The sequence below is a fragment of the Bacillus sp. RZ2MS9 genome (genome assembly GCF_001816185.2).
Lineage (GTDB): Bacteria > Bacillota > Bacilli > Bacillales > Bacillaceae_G > Bacillus_A > Bacillus_A cereus.
The window spans coordinates 2,691,405-2,709,143 of sequence record NZ_CP049978.1; the positions used below are offsets into that span (position 1 = coordinate 2,691,405).

Genomic DNA, 17,739 nt, shown 5'->3' on the forward strand with positions numbered 1-17,739 from the left:
AAACTTCAGAATATTTACAAAAGTATAAAATTAGAATACATTTTAGCTGTACAAGATTCACCTGTACAAAAATTCAAACAAAAAGGGATGGTTATATGTTGAAGAAATTAGTAGCAGGAACATTAGTAGCGGGTTTTGCATTAACTGGAGGACTAGGTGCGGTAAGTGCTGAAGAAAAAAGCAACACAATTAAGTCATTTGATTATTTAAAAGTGGATGAGCAAAATGTTAATTCATTTGCAAAATTAAATGATCAGGATAAGAAAAATATCCAAATTACTATGGTATTACCAGAGCAAAATGAAAATGGGGATTGGCTAGCTTATGGTTTTACTAGTCGTGAAACATTAGATGCGTATATTGAAAAGGATAAAAAAGCAATTAAAAATAAAATTAATCCTTTAGGTAGCGGTGCTGGTAGTACTGATTTTTATGAACATAAAGATAAAGGTGGCCAATACATTTACTGGAGTAGCGGCTTTAAAAACTTACCATCTAGCTGGAATGACAGAATTTCTTCTGTAAGTACAGCGTCACCTTCTGCAAGTTATTCAACGACACTTTGGGAGCACACTTCAACACAAGGATATGGAAAAGGCGTTTTATTTAAACACGCTGATTGGTACGGTAAAACTGCTAATTTAGCTGCTGATTGGAACGATATTACTTCAGCGATTGAAATTAAATAGTAATAAGACATTTAATTTCTTCTATAAAAATTCAAACCACTATTCTCTCTTTCATTTAGAGAATAGTGGTTTATCATATTTCTATTTAAGCATGTACAGCATGTCCTACTGCTTGCATTAACGCTTCATGAATCGCCTCAGATAAAGTTGGATGTGCTGCAATATAATCTCTCATTATATCAGCGGTAACTTCTGTATGAATCATTACGGTTCCTTGACCAATAAGTTCAGTTGCATAAGGACCGATAATAGAAATCCCTACAATTTCTTGGTATTTAGGTTCCACAATGACTTTTACTTTCCCTACTTGTTCTCCTAAAATAAGAGCTTTTCCGTTCGCTGTAAAAGGAAATTCTCCGATGAGAATATCACCATATTGTTCTCTTGCACCTTTTTCACTTAACCCGACACTAGCTATTTCTGGAGCTGTGTATATACATCGAGGCACAGCGTGATAATTTACTTTCACGTCTTCTCCACTTGCGTGTAATGCTGCTGTCGTCCCTTCATGGAAGGCAACGTGAGCAAGCTGAATTCCACCGATCACATCACCAGCTGCGTAAATATGTAATACGTTCGTTTGCATATGTTCGTTCACAGCAATCCCTTTATTTGAAAACTGAACCCCTGCTTTTTCTAAATCTAATTGTTGTACACGTGGTTTTCGGCCGACAGAAATGAGAACATATTCCGGGTTAGCTTCTTGGATACTGAAGCTTGCTTCTTATAATTATTTAATCCTTTTAAAGCAGCTCCTGTAAATATTTCTACGCCATCACTTTCTAATTTCTCTCTTAAAATATGTGCGATATCTTCATCTTCACCTGGTAATAATTGCGGTGCCATTTCAACAATCGTAACTTTTGTCCCAAGGCGACTATAAATACTTGCAAACTCGCATCCTATTACACCACCGCCAATGATTAACAATGAAGATGGTACACTCTCAAGAGACATCGCATGGCTACTATTTAAAATCCATTTTCCATCAAACGGAGCGAATGGTAATTCTGTAGGTTCGGAACCAGCTGCGATAATAAACCTCTCTCCATCCACTACTTCTTCTTTATTTCCTTGTACAACTCGCACACGATGATCCGTTTCGAATTTCGCTTTTCCTTTTACAACTTTAATTTTATTTTTCTTCATTAAATATTGTATTCCTTGGACGAGTTGCATTACGATTTGTGATTTCCTTGCCTGTATTTGATCCCAATCAATTGATATACTTCCTGTATTAAGCGTAACCCCATAATCATTCGCTTTTCTCACAATGTCATGCACTTCTGCACTTTCTAACAATGATTTCGTCGGCATACACCCAACATTTAAACACGTTCCGCCAAGGTCAGCTTCATCAATAAGAGTGACCTCTTTTCCATTTTGAGCCGCGGTAATTGCCGCTACATATCCAGCTGGTCCGCCTCCAATTACAACTAATTTACTCATTCTCTCACCTTCTCTTTATAAAAGAATTGTTATAGGTTCTTCTAAATAATATTTAATTGTGCGTAAAAATGCAGCTGCTGGTGCACCGTCTAGTACACGATGATCGAATGTTAAACTTAAAGGTAACATACTACCTTTTTTAAATTTTTTCCCTTTATATACAGGAACATGTTCAATTGCGCCAATACCTAAAATACCAGTCTCAGGTGTATTTAATACAGGTGTGAAATATTCAATACCAAAGCTACCTAAATTACTAATTGTAAATGTCGTTCCGTGCATATCATCACTACTTAAGCTACCTGCTCGCGCCTTTTGTGCCATATCCTTAATCTCTTTAGACAACTCTACTAAAGATAAATTATTTGCAAAGCGAATAGCTGGAACGACTAATCCTTTTTCTAATGCGACTGCCATGCCTAAATGCACATGTTCAAATTGATGAATGGCATCATCTATATAAGCGCTGTTCATTTCTTTATGCTCTCTAAGTGCTAATACAACAGCACGAGAAACGAAATCCGTAATGGTTAGTTTGTTTTCGTATCGTTTTTGCACAACTTCCGCTATGTCTTTATGTAATGCAACTAAATCTGTAACATCTACTTTCATCGTTAACGTTAATTGCGCACTATTTTGTAAGCTTGCATGCATACGACTCGCAATTGCTTTTCTCATACCAGTAACAGGAACGACTGTACTTTCTTCTTGTTCAGGTACTTCTGGATTTGCTACTCTTTCTTCTAGCGCCTTTAATACATCTGCCTTTGTAATCCTTCCGCCAGGACCTGTACCAACTAATGCCTTGATATCCAGATTTTCAGACTTTGCAATTTTCTTCGCTACAGGTGAAATTTTAATTCTTTGCTTCGCTACTTCTTTCCCATTTGGTTCTTGATTTTGTACTTCTATATTAGATGTTTTTTCTTCTACCACATGTGTGCTTTCCTGCATTTCTACTTTTTCATTTGGTTTACCGATGTAGCAAATTACAGTACCAGGCGGCACTCCTTCATCTTCACTTACAGCTATATCAAGTACCGTACCATCAGCTGGCGCTTCAATTTCCGTTTCAATTTTTTCTGAATTAATACTAGCAATTAGTTCTCCTTTTGCTACATTATCGCCTGCTTTAATATTCCAGCTCGTAATAATACCTTCTTTCATCGCCATACCTAACTTCGGCATTACAACTTCTACAGCCATGTGTCTCTCTCCCTTCTCATCGTTTTATTACACATGTAATAAAGATTGGTCTCCAATCATTTCTGATACAGTTTCAATTACTTTTTCTGGCGTTGGCAAATACAACTTTTCAAGTGGTGGTGAGAACGGAACAGGTGTATGTGGTGCTGTAATTCGTTTAATAGGTGCATCTAACAAATCAAAACCTTTATCCGCTACAATTGCCGCAATATCTGTTGCGATACTACATCTTGGATTCGCTTCGTCAATAACGATAAGACGATTTGTTTTTTCAACAGATGATAAAATAGTATCTTCATCAAGCGGTGATAAAGATCGTGGATCAATTACTTCTACTTCAAGCCCCTTTTTCGATAATTGCTTTGCAGCTGCAAGTGCTGTATGAACTTGTTTTCCGATTGCGACAATTGTTACATCAGAACCTTCTCGTTTAATATCTGCTTTTCCTAAAGAAATTGTATAATACCCTTCCGGCACTTCACCTTTCATATTGTAAAGTGTTTTATCTTCAAAGAAGATTACCGGGTCGTCATCTTCAATTGCCGCTAATAATAAGCCTTTTGCGTCATATGGAGTAGAAGGAACGACAACTTTTATACCTGGAATGCTCGTAAATAAGGCATACAAACTTTGTGAATGTTGTGCAGCTGCACTAAAACCAGCACCATGCATCGTACGTACTGTAACGGGTACTTTTGCTTTACCTCCAAACATATAACGGAATTTCGCACCTTGGTTTAATACTTGGTCAAGACAACTACCAATAAAATCATTAAACATTAACTCAGCTATCGGACGTAACCCAGTTGCAGCAGCTGCCATCGCAGCTCCCATATAACCCGCTTCAGAAATTGGTGTATCCAATATACGATTTCGGCCAAACTCTTGTACAAGTCCTTTCGTAACACCAAGAACACCACCCCAAGCTTCATCATCTTGCAGATGATCAACTTGTGCACCGCCTGCAACATCTTCACCTATTAAAATTACATTTTCATCACGACGCATTGAGATTTTCATCGCTTCATTAATTGCAGTTGACATACTTACTGTTCTAGTCATAATTTTTCACCCTCCTCTTATTTGTAAGAAACGTATACATCTTTTAATAATTCTTCATCGTCTGGGTATGGACTATTTTCACTAAATTCAATGGATCTTTGTACTGCATCATCTACTGCTTTTTCCATATCAACAAGTTCAGATTCCGTTAATAAACCTTCATGAATTAAATGCTTACGGAAATTCACAATCGCATCTTTTTCATTTAAATGTTCTTCTTTTTCTTCTGATGTTTTATATGTTTGCGCTTCACCTTCAAAATGACCGTAATTACGATATGTCATACATTCAATAATTGTTGGACCATCACCATTACGCGCACGTTCCACTGCTTCCGCAGCAGCTTTATATACAGCTAGAAGATCTTTTCCATCTACTTGAACGCCTGGAATATTATAAGCTTTTGCACGATCCGCAATAGAATCACAACTTGAAGCATATTCAAATGTAGTTGCTTCACCGTAACCGTTATTTTCTGCAATAAAAATAACTGGTAACTTCCAAATCGCCGCTAAATTAACCCCTTCATGGAATGTTCCTTCATTATTTGCTCCGTCACCGAAGAAACAAACACTTACATCTTTTGTTCCTTTATATTTAGCTGTCAATGCTGAACCGCAAGCAAGTGGGAAACCCCCGCCTACAATGCCATTAGCACCAAGCATTCCTTTATCTAAATCCGCAATATGCATGGAACCGCCTTTACCTTTACATAATCCTGTTGCTTTCCCGAAAAGTTCAGCCATCATACCATTTAAATCACAACCTTTTGCGATACAATGTCCATGACCTCTATGTGTACTTGTAATACTGTCACTATGCGTTAAGTGGGCACATACACCAACTGCTACCGCTTCTTCACCTGCGTATAAATGAACAAAACCTGGCAAAACGCCTTGCGCGAACAATTCATGCACCTTATCTTCAAACTTACGAATCTCTAACATTTTTTCGTACATCCAACGAGCTTGTTCTTTCGTAATTTCATTCCCTTTACTTTCAGTTGTTTTTAACATGTCCAGCCCTCCTATTTTCTTGTTCGTCTGTTATATTGCAAGTACCGTGCCAAATTCTAATCCTTGATTTAATAGGTTTTCTCTTTTCTTTCATAATAAAAAAGTGGACAAAATGAGACATCTGTCTCGTTTTGTCCACTTTTGTTCACCTAATTTGAGAACTATTATCTTATTCATTATCAAAGCTCTGCTGTAATTTTCGGATGTAAATAATTTGGCCAATATGATATGCATTATGAGTTGTTACATTCGCTAACACTTCCCACCACTTTGCAGAAACAGGAAATCCTACTACATCACTTTCAACCTTTTCTTCATTTATAAGATTTTGCCATTGTAACAGTTTTTCTAGTAGTTTTTCCCGTAATTCATCGAAAGTTTGATTATCTGAAAGCATAAAACTTTTGTTATTATCTCCTATAGAGGGTACTGCATTAACATTTGATTCTTTATACCTAGTTTGCCACGTAGAGTTCCAATACAGTAAATGTTGTACAATTTCAGCTATACTATTACTCTCTTCATTCGGTTTCCAGAAAGCTTCCCTCTCAGATAAATCCTTAACTGCATCTGAAAATGGCATATACCAACTGGGATCATTTGCATTTGCTAATAACTGATCTGCTAATACATCTTTCACATGGACCATTTTTCTTCCCTCCTGTTAAAAAGATTCATTTCATGACAATACTCACTTCTCTAAATACGCTGAGTTTGTAAGATTTCCTCTTTTTAAGCATAACCCCATACATATGCACATAAAGAAACCGAAAGCACCTAATACATAAGCTAATGCATAACCACTTCTCTCAATAACCCAGCCCGCAATTCCAGGTCCAATCATTTGCCCAACTGCATAGAAAACAGATATAAAACTAATTGCCATTGAGACATATTTCGGAGATACTTGCTTTGAAGCTGCAACTTGAATTAATAATAGTATACCTCCGAGGCTAGAACCCCAAATAATTGCCGACACGATAAAACCAGTTATATTTCCAAATATAATTGGAGCCATATCACCTATAATAGCTAATAAAAGCGCACTACATAAACTCTTCTTTATACCAATTCGATCCGAAATAAATCCCCAGACAGATGCTCCTACGATTGAAAAGATGCCAGCAATTGCATAAACAGTCCCCGAAATTGATGCTGAGATACCACTATCAATCATAAAACTAGTTTGATATAAATTTGGAATTAAATATACAACACCAACAATAAAATACATCCATGCAATGATATATAGTTCTTTCGTTTTCCATAAAAACGATTTATTACTCATTTTTTGCTCATCTTCAGTAACTTCTGGATTTTTCAAAACAACTGAAGCGGCAAATACAATGATACATGTAATAACTCCAAACAAAAACCATGCACCACGCCAACTATACTCAGGAAATGTGCGCACTACATAAGGAACAATTATTCCACTAAATAGCATACCTATACCTGCACCGCTTAATAACAGTCCCATTACAGTTCCTCTTTTGTCTGGAAACCACCCTACCGTTATTGACATGAGTGGTGTATATACAAGAGCACTACCAGCTCCAGCACATAGCATACAAAAAGCAACTATCCAAAACGAAGAAACAAACGCTAATCCCATTAAGCTTATAACGACGAACCAACTGCCTATTAATAAAACTGATTTTGCGCCAAAACGGATAGTAAATATTCCAGATGTTCCTACAGTTAATAAATAACCTAAAAAAAGTATGGTTCCTAGCATACCTGATTGAGCCGTAGATAAGTGAAGTCCTTCCTGCATAAATGGCAGTATAATTCCATATGCCATACGGGCGAAACCAGTTGTTGTTATAATAAGAAAGATTCCTATTAATACAAATATCCAAAAATGACTTTCATTCCGCTCTTTCATTTAAATTCCTCCATAAAAAATTATTTCCAATTGGATGTTGATTGTAATTATAATGATTATGACAAAATACAACTACCAAATGGTGGAGGAGTTTACGGTATAACGGATTTTTAATACATACGCAAAATTTCAGAAGGTTTCATTCCATATTTCTTTTTAAATGACTCTGAAAAATGACTAATATTATTGTATCCAACAGCAACTGCCGTTTCGGTCACATTACTAGTTCCCGAACGCAATAAAAGCATTGCTCTTTCCATTCGCTGTTCTCTTAAATATGCAAATGTGGACGTGCCAAATAATTCTTTAAAACCAATTTTTAATTTATAATCATTTAATCCTACTATTTTAGCCAATTCTAATAATGATGGGGGTGACTCCATTCTTTGAAGTAAAATTTCTTCAGCTTGTTTTATTTTATTTAAATCCTTTTTGGATAATTGGCTCCTTTTATTTGCATCACAATCATTCAGTAATACTTTCCCAAAGTATATAGAAAGCAATTCGAGCGCTTTACTTTCTATTTCGAGTTGATTAATACGATCCTTTTGGGGATTCTCTAACATTCTCTTAATAATATTAGATGTTAGGGCATCAATGGGGGTTTGAAACTTTTTAAAAGATTGATTTCCTATTATAGTATGAAAATCATGAATTTTTTCAATAGCACAATTTAGCATGAAATGATTAAACAACTGTACAGGAATTCCAATTGCTAATGAATATAGTGGAGTTTCTTTTTCATATTCAAATAGAACTTCAAAGTCATTCATAAAATATAAATAGCTATTCCCAGCCATTAATTTATTTGTAGAGTAACCAACTTGTACTTCCCCGGATCCTTGTAAACAAAAATTAAGTTCCACCATTGCTGCATCCGATGCAAATTGAATGCGATGGTTTTTATGAAACTGGTAATTTGATAGCACTATTTCCATTCCAGAAAACGAGCTCCACCTTCGCACTTCACCCATACCTATTGTTTTTGGCACATACATATATCTTTCTTCTACAACTTGTAACCCATGAAAATATTTACTAAAAATATCATGAAAACTGTTAGTCTTCATGAAATCCACACTCCTTTTATATACAAATTACAATCAATTGATAATTATTTTCAATTATAACAAATATCTTTATACAATAAATAGCTTTTACCTTTATATCTCGTTATGATAAAAGAAAAAGAAAGCGAGCCGACAATGAATAAAAAAATTGCAATTATTACTGGGGCTTCAAGTGGATTCGGCCTATTAGCAACGCTTGAACTTGCGAAAAAAGACTATTTAGTCATTGCTACAATGCGAAACCTAGAAAAACAAGGAACCTTACTATCTCAAGTTACTGAACTCAACTTACAGCAAAATATAAAAGTTCAACAATTAGATGTAACCGATCAAAATTCTATACATAACTTCCAATTATTTTTAAAAGAAATACAAAAAGTAGACCTTCTTGTTAATAACGCAGGATATGCAAATGGGGGCTTTGTAGAAGAAATTCCAGTAGAGGAATACCGCAAACAATTTGAAACGAACCTATTTGGGGCTATATCAATTACCCAGCTTGTCTTACCGTATATGAGAAAACAAAGAAGTGGAAAAATCATTAATATTAGCAGCATTAGCGGCCAAGTTGGATTCCCTGGTTTATCTCCTTATGTATCTTCAAAATATGCATTAGAAGGCTGGAGTGAATCACTTCGCTTAGAAGGAAAACCTTTCGGAATAGATGTTGCTTTAATTGAACCAGGTTCTTATAACACAAACATATGGGAGGTTGGGAAACAACTCGCTGAAAACCAATCTGATACAACATCTCCTTACAAAGAGTATATGGATAAAATACAAAAACATATTAATAGCGGCAGTGATACATTTGGTAATCCGATAGATGTTGCTAATAAAATTGTAGAAATTGCTGAATCTAAGCGTACAAATTTACGATATCCAATCGGTAAAGGTGTGAAATTTATGATCTTTGCGAAGAAGATTCTTCCTTGGAGATTGTGGGAATATCTTGTTTTGAGGAGTTTTAGGAAGTTGTAAATAAAAAGAGTAACTATCAAGATAAATAATGGTAGCTACTCTTTTTAAATATTCATCATAAAAAAACAAAACGATATTAATATGTAGAAAGAGGATCAAAATAAAGTAACATTGAAACCATAAAAACAAATGCAAAGAATCCAATTATAGAAAGAATATATTCCTTTGTTTCTCTGTTATACTTCCATTCCATCCATACGCGTAATAAGGAAATTGCTCCAAAATAAGTAAGTACAGCAATTCCTATATTAGCATTTTCTACTTTGAACAGATAAATAAAACTTACTATAAGATATATGATAAAAAGACCTATTTCTAATTTTACATGTAAACCATTTATATGTTTATATATCCAAACATTCCCCTTTGGCATATTTAATTTTTTCCTTAAAAACTTTTCTAAAAAATATCCTCCAATTATCATACTAATAACTATAATCCAAATAGTAGAGTTGCCCATTGCATTCCCTCCTATTAAATTAATTATGTTTTCGTAACAAAGTGGACTATATAATTTTTTAATGTTTCGATAATATCTTCATTTTCTTTATGCTTACTTCTTTAGTAGTAGTTTTATCAAGACATGTTTTATGTATTGTACAACAACAATCTATTTCCCATCCTTTTCTTCGGGATGTATAACCTTTTTCTTGCTATTTTTTCAAAATGAATGTAGATAGTACTCATAAAATTAATAGAGTTATTTTTCTAATTGACAAAAAAACCTATCCTTTTATTTTCTTACTTTCATTTTCTCCGGCTGATCACTCGGATACGTAGCATTCCTTTTATTTTCTACGTCCCAACTAATAATTGTCGCACTATCACGTCCCAACTGATGATGCACGTGTTCTAAAACATTGTGAATATTTTCTTTAAGTGTTTTATCATTTCTGTTCATAGCATTATACAAATTTACAGGTATTTCATATCGGCGTTCCCCGCATTCTAATACTCCATCTGTCACCATTACAATTCGGTTCTTTCCAGTACGTAATTCACGAATACCTGATGAATAGCAAGGAACAGGTAAATCAAATGTGTTTACATTTCCAATCCATTCGTAAAAATGACGTTGATTTAATGCATATTGTCCTAACTTATGTAACTCTTCATGAAATACATACACTAAACAATCACCGATAGAAAGCCACCATATATAATTTTCTTTCCTTACACATAGTAAGCAAGCTGTTTCACCTTTAATTTTTTTGCACTTTTCCTTAAATGAAGATGCCTGAAAAATTGTCAGTATATGATTTTCAACAGATTGAAACACTGTATTAATTGGTTCATTCAAAATTACTTTTATATTTTCATATTCTTTTTCGATTGTATTTACTACTAAATCAACACTTTCTGCACTATTATGTCCATCTAATATAGCTGCAAATTCCCATTCACCATTTGACCAAACTAATGCACCATCTTCATTCTTTTTCGCTCCAGCACTTTTATTCCCGCCATATTTACCAAGTACAATATCACCATATTGTTTAACTGAAATTTCTCCTAAACACATTTCTATATTTCCAACCCATGAATATTGTGTATTATTTTTTGTATGCATACTCATTTACCATATACTTTCGTATTCTTTCACATAGTTTTTTTATTTTCTCTTCGTCACCATATGGTGCGCCAGTCCATTTCGCTATCTCGGTTGGTGACCAAAACTCTTTTGGTGTATTCGGATAACGCGGAATAATGTGCATATGCATATGTGGTACACCATTTCCTGAAACAAAAGTGTAAATATGCTCTGCACCTTCGCTTTCTTTTAGCGCTTTACTTACTCTACTTGTTATAAGTCCGAACGCTTTCGCTTCTTCATCTGTTAGTTCAGCAAGGCCAGGTACATGTCTTTTTATATCTATCATTACATAACCCAGGTATGTTTCTTCACTATCCCAGTGGACATGTCCAACGTAAACGAGTTCATCTTCGTAAATAGCTCCACCTGGAACTATAATATTTCCTATATGTTTTTTGCAAATGAAACAGTTTTGTTCTATTTGATTGTTTGTTGACATATCCATCACCTTCCTTTTCATATATAATATCACAAAAAAAGGAAAAACAGGTTTCGTATTCCGAATTTTCATTCTTTTGATACAACAATTTTTGAAATGAATTTACATCTCATTATTTCTTCAAAAACGCAATCACAATTATAATCCCAATTACAATTCCTATTACTAAATTATTTGTAAAGTGCCCTTGAAATACACCAATTACAACCCCTATACCGACACCTATTGCCAAAGCATCATTTCTTTTTTTATTTTTAGCCAAAATCACATCTCCTCCCACCATTTCTCCCTAAATAACATACATTTACTTGAATGTATTAATATACGCACTATCTCGCTTAAATATTTCCAAAAAATGTACTGTAACTTCACATATAATATTTTCCATTTTCTGTACATACTCCTTTTATATTGGAAAATTTTCAAGTAACTATTAATTATACATAGGCATTTACTATAAGAAAGCTTCGTAATTTATTGAAGGAGGAACGATTCAAATGTATCCTCATTGGAATCCAAATATAAATCAACAGTATGTTTATTCCCCTCATCCCGCAAGGAATACATTGCATCATGATTCACAATATATGATGCAGCGTATTGCAAGTCTTGAAAATCAATTAACTAAATTAATCTCATTAATCGAGGAAAATAATCAATTAATTAAATCAATGGAACAACAAAAAAACCAAGTTTGTGCACCAGCTGGAGGTTCTGTTATCGTTCGTATGTGATTTGGATGCAATAAAAAACACACTTTGTATTATAAAAGTGTGTTTTTTATTCATTATTTTCTTTTCGTATGGAACCCTTGTGTAATTCGATCTAATATAATTGCGATTACTACGATAGCTAATCCAGCTTCAAATCCCATTCCGATATTAACTTGTGTTACAGAGCGATATACATCAACTCCAAGTCCTGGAGCTCCTACAAGTGATGCTGTTACAACCATCGATAACGAAAGCATAATGCTTTGGTTCACACCAGCCATAATCGTTCCGGTTGCAAGTGGTAATTGTACTTTAAATAGTTTTTGTGATGCTGTGGATCCAAATGCATTCGCTGCTTCAATTAAATCTTCTGGAACTTGTCTAATTCCTAAGTCAGTAAAACGAATTGTCGGTGGCATTGCAAAGATTACTGATGCAATAATTCCAGGTACTACACCTACTCCGAAAAATGTAATCGCTGGAATAAGGTATACGAATGCAGGCATTGTTTGCATAAAATCTAATGTTGGTTTTAAAAATTTTGAGAAACGTTCATTTTGAGATGCTAATATACCAATTGGAATTCCGACAATAATTGAAATAATAACAGACGTAAGTACGAGTGCCAATGTTTGCATCGTTTGTGCCCAGTAGTTAATATTCAAAATAAATAATAATCCAATAAGCGTAAAAATGACTAAAGATAATTTCCTCGTTGTGTACCAAATGAGGAAACATAAGATAATAATCATCAATATGGCGGGTATTATTGTTAAAAAATTAGTGAGTAAATCAACAAATCCGCCAATAATATAAGAGAATCCTCGGAATAAGCCTTCAAAGTGCTCATATAAACTTGCAACAAATGAGTCGACCCATTCCCCTAATGGAATCCGCGGTATACTATTCATCGTCTTTCACCTCTTCCTCAATGTTTCCTGCAAGAGCTTGAATGACACTTTCACGTTTAATAATTCCTCTTAGCCTTTTCTTCTCATCGATTACTGGTAACGGATATTTCATCTCTGCCATTTTTGCATATGTCTCTTCCAGTAAAGTATCCAAATACACATGCGGAATATCATTAAGTAATAAATCAGCAATCGGCCACTGTTTTTGTACTGCTTTACTCGCATCATCCGCAGTTAATATACCTAAAAACTCATACTTTTTGTTTACAACATATACAGTTGAAACACCTGCATTCCTCATAATTTGAAGGGCTACACGAGGTCCACGATCAATTAATAAAGTTTCTGGTCGTTTTAAAATAGACTCCGCCGTAATTACTTTTCCTAAATTCACATCCGCAACAAACTTTTCTACAAATTCATTAGCGGGGCTCATCATAATTTCTTCTGGTGTTCCAATTTGGACGATTTCTCCATCTTTCATTAATGCGATACGATCTCCAATTCGAAGCGCTTCGTCTAAATCATGCGTAATAAATATAATCGTTTTTTCCATTTTATCTTGTAACTCTAACAATTCATCTTGCATTTCTTTTCGAATAAGTGGATCTAATGCACTGAATGACTCGTCCATTAGTAATACATCTGGATTATTCGTTAGTGCCCTTGCGATTCCAACGCGCTGTTGCATACCACCACTAAGTTGACTTGGGTAATTATCTTTATGATGATCGAGTCCTACTAACTGTAGCGATTCTAACGCTTTTTTCTCTCGCTCTTCAACCGGAACTCCTTGTATTTCTAAACCATATGCAACATTTTGTATAACTGTACGATGCGGAAATAGAGCGAATTTCTGAAATACCATACTCATTTTCGTTCTTCTTACTCTCCGTAACTCTTCTTTTCCCATCGTTGCGATGTCTTCACCATCTATGTATATATGACCTGCAGTTGGTTTAATCAATTGATTTAACATACGAACTAGCGTAGATTTCCCGCTACCAGACAAACCCATAATAACGAAAATCTCTCCAGAGTAAACTTCAAACGTTGCTTTTTTCACCCCAACGTTCATTCCTGTCTCTTTTAAAATTTCCGATTTACTTTTTCCTTCTTTTAATAAGGAAAGGGCCCTTTGCGGATGTTTCCCGAATACTTTTGTTACGTTTTCAACACGCACCTTTGTATTATCCATGTCACTACTCCTTTTCTACCCATCTATTCACATAGTGTTGCGATTTTACAAAGAAATATTACATAAAAATGACATTCATAAGATTTCTTTAAAATTCTCGTTTCCGTTCATAATAAGAATGCTTACTTATACATTTATTTTATAAGGCAAACGTTACTTAGGAGGTTTTCGATGCGAAAGAAAATTTGGTTTATATGCCTTGCATTATTTATTACTATGATTTTCACTTCATGTAATGCAACAAATGCAAATTCGAAAGGAAAAATTAAACTTGGTGTAACAAGTTGGAAAGAAAATATTGCAACCGCAAACATGTGGAAAGTTTTATTAGAAGAAAAAGGCTACAAAGTTGAGCTCATGTATTTAGAAAAAGCCGCAATTTGGACTGGTGTCGCTCGTGGTGATGTTGATGCGAATTTAGAAGTATGGCTACCAGTTACAGATAAACCGCTAAACGATCGTTATAAAGATGATATTGTCTTAAAATCAAAATGGTACGAAGGTACTGGACTAGGTTTAGTCGTCCCTTCTTATATGAAAAACATAAACAGTATCGAAGATTTAAATGCTCATAAAGATGAACTAGAGAATAAAATTGTCGGTATCGAACCCGGTAGTAGTCTTATGAATTTAACGAATAAAGCAATGAAAGAATATGATATAAAACTAAAACTTGTCCAATCCTCTGAAGCTGCGATGATGAGTGAACTAAAGAAAGCATATACGAAAAAGAAACCAATCGCTGTTACGCTTTGGAATCCGCATTGGGGCTTTTCAGAATTTGACTTAAAATATTTAAAAGACCCTAAGAAAGTATATGGTGAAAAAGATGACATTTATTACTCTGTTCGTAAAGGTTTCGAAAAAGACCATCCGGATATCATAAAATACTTTGACAAATGGAAGATGAACGATGAACAGCTTGGTACATTAATGGTCGAGTTAAATAAAACGAAAGATCCCGAAGAAGCGGCGCGAAAATGGATTAAGAAGAATCAAGCGCTAGTTGATGAATGGATAAAAGATTAATAAAAATAGGCTAGAGGGTTAGCATATCCTCTAGCCTGTTTTTAACTTATTTTTTCGTAACAACGTTATCTACAATCCCATATGCCTTCGCTTCTTCTGCAGTCATAAAATAATCTCTTTCTGTATCATGTGCTACTCTTTCAATCGGTTGCCCCGTTTTTTCTGCAATCATTTTATTAATATCATGCTTTAACTTTAATATTCTTTTCGCAGTTATTTCAATTTCTGTTGCTTGCCCTTGTGCACCACCAAGCGGCTGATGAATCATAATTTCACTGTTAGGGAGAGCAAACCGTTTTCCTTTTGCCCCTGATAATAATAACAATGCACCGAATGATGCCGCAAAGCCCATGCATAGCGTTTGCACATCTGGTTTAATTAAATTCATCGTATCTAATATTGCAAAACCTGCTGTCGTTGAACCGCCAGGGCTATTGATGTATAAGAATATATCTTTTTCTGCATCTTCTGCTTCTAAAAATAATAATTGCGCTACGACACTACTCGCTACTTGATCATTAATTTCTGAGCCGATAATAATAATGCGGTCTTTCAATAACCTTGAATATATATCATAGGAACGTTCTCCTAATTTTGTTTGTTCTACTACATATGGAATTGCATTCATTTTAAATCCCTCCAATACTTGTTATGCTGCGTAAAGCATATAACTGTAGGAAGAAGGGTTTTTCACATTAAATAATAAGACTGGCTGTTTAGATGGTAACTTAGTAAAATCTATTGTCGGAAGAAGCTTCGTTAATAATTCCGGTCTTTCCTCACGAATAGATGTTACAACAACTTCAATATCCTCTGTGAATTCGACTATCTCAATCCCTTCTTCACTTACAGTTTTCAGCCTATTTCTACTCCGAAATAAAGAAGCTTTCACTGCACCTTCTGATACAGAACACACTTTAGCAATATCAGCGATACTATATTGAAAAACATCTTTTAATAATAAAATTGCGGATTGCTGTACATTTAATGAAGACAATACTTTCCCTACCATTTCATGCAAATCTGCAATGTTCTCATGTGGTTCTTCAAATGTGATTTGTTCTCTTATTTTTTCATGAACAGACTTAGACTTCATCTGATCTAACCAACGATTTCTTGCTATTTTATAGACGAGTGTCATACAAATATCTTTATTTCTATATTTTTGAAGCACTTTACACACTGTTTCTTGGGCGAGATCTTCCCCATCCCATTTGTTTTTCGTTAAAAAAGTACAGTATCTTTTTAACTCTCCATATTGTTCAATTAAAAAGTTTATATTTGAATGATTCATATCGATATGATTCTTTAAAACATGAGTTACTTTTGTGCACAAAATAACCACTCCTTTTCAGCGCTTACTTAATAAACGATTCAACATTAAAAAAAGTTACGGGGATATAAAAAAATAATGTTTATGTTCAATAATTCGCGGTCATAAATATGTTATGTACAATTTTACGTGAGGAGGAACAAATTTGCCAAAATTAACAATTGAAGGTACGGGAACTTTTGATGTGAAAGAAGGAACAAAGTTAGTATTAGCAATTGAAGATAGCGGTGTCAACATTCTTCATCGTTGCGGCGGGAATGCACGTTGTACAACTTGTAGAGTAGAAATACTAGCAGGTGATTTCTGTGAAGCGAGTGCGAATGAGAAACATGCAATGACGGAAAAAGGAATTGAAGATCATTTACGATTATCTTGTCAAATGCGTGTACATAAAGATATAGTCGTTCGTCCGGTACTTACAGTTGAAAATTCAGGTCTTGATGCTGGGCCACGCCCGGCGGAGTAAAGTGATGAATTTAAAACAGCTCGCTGGCGAATATGCTGCTAACTTTGTAAATGATGGCATGAAAATTGGGCTTGGTACAGGTTCTACTGTATATTGGACAATACAAAAATTAGGTGAACGTGTAAAAGAAGGATTATCATTTCAAGCTGTACCGACATCAAAGGAAACTGAAGCATTAGCACAGCAACTAAATATCCCCCTAATTTCGTTAAACGACGTACAAAGCCTTGATCTTACAATTGATGGAGCGGATGAAATTGATTCAAATTTACAACTTATAAAAGGCGGTGGTGGTGCATTACTTCGTGAAAAAATCGTTGCCTCTTCCTCTAAAGAACTAATTATCATTGCTGATGAATCGAAATTTGTAACACATTTAGGTAATTTTCCATTACCTGTTGAAATCATCCCTTTTTCATGGAAACAAACCGAAAATAAAATTCAGTCTTTAGGGTGTCAAACCACATTACGTTTGAAAAATGATGAAACTTATATAACCGATAACAATAACATGATTATCGATTGTATATTCCCTAATCATATTTCTAATCCTGCCCATTTACACACCCAATTAAAAATGATTACTGGTGTAGTTGAAACAGGGTTGTTTATAAGTATGACGAGTACAGCAATTATTGGTACTAAAAATGGGATAAAGAAATTGTAATAAAAGCTAACTTTTTAAAGTTGGCTTT

At 34.6% G+C, this 17,739-nt stretch carries 20 protein-coding genes and 1 pseudogene; 6 read left to right on the forward strand and 15 right to left on the reverse strand.

The window, feature by feature from the left end; genetic code table 11:
• Positions 1–95: 95 nt before the first annotated feature.
• Positions 96–689: a hypothetical protein gene (locus BHV55_RS13740; protein WP_000914430.1), complete on the forward strand. Its 594-nt coding sequence runs from the start codon at positions 96–98 to the stop codon at positions 687–689.
• 85 nt (positions 690–774) lie between these two features.
• Here BHV55_RS13740 and lpdA read toward each other — a convergent pair.
• The 7 genes and pseudogenes from lpdA to BHV55_RS13775 all read right to left on the reverse strand — a co-directional run bounded on the left by lpdA (position 775) and on the right by BHV55_RS13775 (position 8,380).
• A pseudogene (gene lpdA, locus BHV55_RS13745) lies at positions 775–2,138 on the reverse strand (dihydrolipoyl dehydrogenase).
• A 15-nt stretch (positions 2,139–2,153) separates the two neighbouring features.
• The gene (locus BHV55_RS13750; protein WP_070757864.1) at positions 2,154–3,344 is read right to left on the reverse strand and encodes a dihydrolipoamide acetyltransferase family protein; all 1,191 of its coding nucleotides are present in this window, start codon (positions 3,342–3,344) and stop codon (positions 2,154–2,156) included.
• Between the two features lie 27 nt (positions 3,345–3,371).
• Positions 3,372–4,406, reverse strand: a complete 1,035-nt coding sequence (acoB, locus tag BHV55_RS13755; protein WP_000198907.1) for an acetoin:2,6-dichlorophenolindophenol oxidoreductase subunit beta — start codon at positions 4,404–4,406, stop codon at positions 3,372–3,374.
• A gap of 17 nt (positions 4,407–4,423) precedes the next feature.
• Positions 4,424–5,422: an acetoin:2,6-dichlorophenolindophenol oxidoreductase subunit alpha gene (acoA, locus tag BHV55_RS13760; protein ID WP_048567609.1), complete on the reverse strand. Its 999-nt coding sequence runs from the start codon at positions 5,420–5,422 to the stop codon at positions 4,424–4,426.
• Between the two features lie 169 nt (positions 5,423–5,591).
• Positions 5,592–6,071, reverse strand: coding sequence for a DinB family protein (locus BHV55_RS13765; protein WP_000233797.1), 480 nt, complete (start codon positions 6,069–6,071; stop codon positions 5,592–5,594).
• Between the two features lie 42 nt (positions 6,072–6,113).
• Positions 6,114–7,310 (reverse strand): MFS transporter, encoded by a 1,197-nt coding sequence (locus tag BHV55_RS13770; RefSeq protein WP_000664566.1) that lies wholly within the window; start codon positions 7,308–7,310, stop codon positions 6,114–6,116.
• A gap of 110 nt (positions 7,311–7,420) precedes the next feature.
• Positions 7,421–8,380, reverse strand: coding sequence for a helix-turn-helix transcriptional regulator (locus tag BHV55_RS13775; protein ID WP_070757866.1), 960 nt, complete (start codon positions 8,378–8,380; stop codon positions 7,421–7,423).
• Positions 8,381–8,515: 135 nt separating this feature from the next.
• Between BHV55_RS13775 and BHV55_RS13780 the strand changes: the two genes are divergently transcribed.
• The gene (locus BHV55_RS13780; protein ID WP_048567607.1) at positions 8,516–9,361 is read left to right on the forward strand and encodes an oxidoreductase; all 846 of its coding nucleotides are present in this window, start codon (positions 8,516–8,518) and stop codon (positions 9,359–9,361) included.
• Positions 9,362–9,437: 76 nt separating this feature from the next.
• Here BHV55_RS13780 and BHV55_RS13785 read toward each other — a convergent pair whose 3' ends face one another.
• The 4 genes from BHV55_RS13785 to BHV55_RS13800 all read right to left on the reverse strand — a co-directional run bounded on the left by BHV55_RS13785 (position 9,438) and on the right by BHV55_RS13800 (position 11,674).
• Complete coding sequence (locus BHV55_RS13785; protein WP_000528450.1) at positions 9,438–9,821, reverse strand: DUF4181 domain-containing protein; 384 nt, start codon at positions 9,819–9,821, stop codon at positions 9,438–9,440.
• Between the two features lie 273 nt (positions 9,822–10,094).
• Positions 10,095–10,931, reverse strand: coding sequence for a PP2C family serine/threonine-protein phosphatase (locus BHV55_RS13790; RefSeq protein WP_053078835.1), 837 nt, complete (start codon positions 10,929–10,931; stop codon positions 10,095–10,097).
• On the reverse strand, positions 10,915–11,415 hold the full coding sequence (locus BHV55_RS13795) for an HIT family protein (protein WP_003284488.1): 501 nt from the start codon (positions 11,413–11,415) through the stop codon (positions 10,915–10,917). Before BHV55_RS13795 ends, BHV55_RS13790 begins: the two co-directional genes overlap by 17 nt.
• A gap of 91 nt (positions 11,416–11,506) precedes the next feature.
• Positions 11,507–11,674, reverse strand: coding sequence for a glycine zipper domain-containing protein (locus tag BHV55_RS13800; RefSeq protein WP_002196584.1), 168 nt, complete (start codon positions 11,672–11,674; stop codon positions 11,507–11,509).
• A 217-nt stretch (positions 11,675–11,891) separates the two neighbouring features.
• On the opposite strand from BHV55_RS13800, the gene BHV55_RS13805 reads away from it, so the two are divergent.
• On the forward strand, positions 11,892–12,128 hold the full coding sequence (locus BHV55_RS13805; protein ID WP_000283222.1) for a hypothetical protein: 237 nt from the start codon (positions 11,892–11,894) through the stop codon (positions 12,126–12,128).
• Between the two features lie 53 nt (positions 12,129–12,181).
• Here BHV55_RS13805 and BHV55_RS13810 read toward each other — a convergent pair whose 3' ends face one another.
• Both BHV55_RS13810 and BHV55_RS13815 read right to left on the reverse strand, forming a co-directional pair.
• On the reverse strand, positions 12,182–13,018 hold the full coding sequence (locus BHV55_RS13810; RefSeq protein WP_001084760.1) for an ABC transporter permease: 837 nt from the start codon (positions 13,016–13,018) through the stop codon (positions 12,182–12,184).
• Positions 13,011–14,216, reverse strand: coding sequence for a quaternary amine ABC transporter ATP-binding protein (locus BHV55_RS13815; protein WP_000370606.1), 1,206 nt, complete (start codon positions 14,214–14,216; stop codon positions 13,011–13,013). Before BHV55_RS13815 ends, BHV55_RS13810 begins: the two co-directional genes overlap by 8 nt.
• A gap of 171 nt (positions 14,217–14,387) precedes the next feature.
• Here BHV55_RS13815 and BHV55_RS13820 point away from each other — a divergent pair, with 171 nt between their 5' ends.
• Positions 14,388–15,245, forward strand: coding sequence for a glycine betaine ABC transporter substrate-binding protein (locus tag BHV55_RS13820; RefSeq protein WP_001227619.1), 858 nt, complete (start codon positions 14,388–14,390; stop codon positions 15,243–15,245).
• A 46-nt stretch (positions 15,246–15,291) separates the two neighbouring features.
• On the opposite strand, the gene clpP is transcribed toward BHV55_RS13820, so the two are convergent.
• A complete protein-coding gene (gene clpP / locus BHV55_RS13825; protein ID WP_000991611.1) occupies positions 15,292–15,873 on the reverse strand; it encodes an ATP-dependent Clp endopeptidase proteolytic subunit ClpP in 582 nt (193 codons plus the stop codon).
• Positions 15,874–15,894: 21 nt separating this feature from the next.
• A complete protein-coding gene (locus BHV55_RS13830; RefSeq protein ID WP_000337516.1) occupies positions 15,895–16,581 on the reverse strand; it encodes an RNA polymerase subunit sigma-70 in 687 nt (228 codons plus the stop codon).
• A gap of 142 nt (positions 16,582–16,723) precedes the next feature.
• Here BHV55_RS13830 and BHV55_RS13835 point away from each other — a divergent pair, with 142 nt between their 5' ends.
• Entirely contained in the window at positions 16,724–17,044 is a 321-nt protein-coding gene (locus tag BHV55_RS13835; RefSeq protein ID WP_001125395.1) for a 2Fe-2S iron-sulfur cluster-binding protein, read from the forward strand.
• A 4-nt stretch (positions 17,045–17,048) separates the two neighbouring features.
• Complete coding sequence (gene rpiA, locus BHV55_RS13840; protein WP_001049987.1) at positions 17,049–17,711, forward strand: ribose 5-phosphate isomerase A; 663 nt, start codon at positions 17,049–17,051, stop codon at positions 17,709–17,711.
• Positions 17,712–17,739 lie beyond the last annotated feature (28 nt).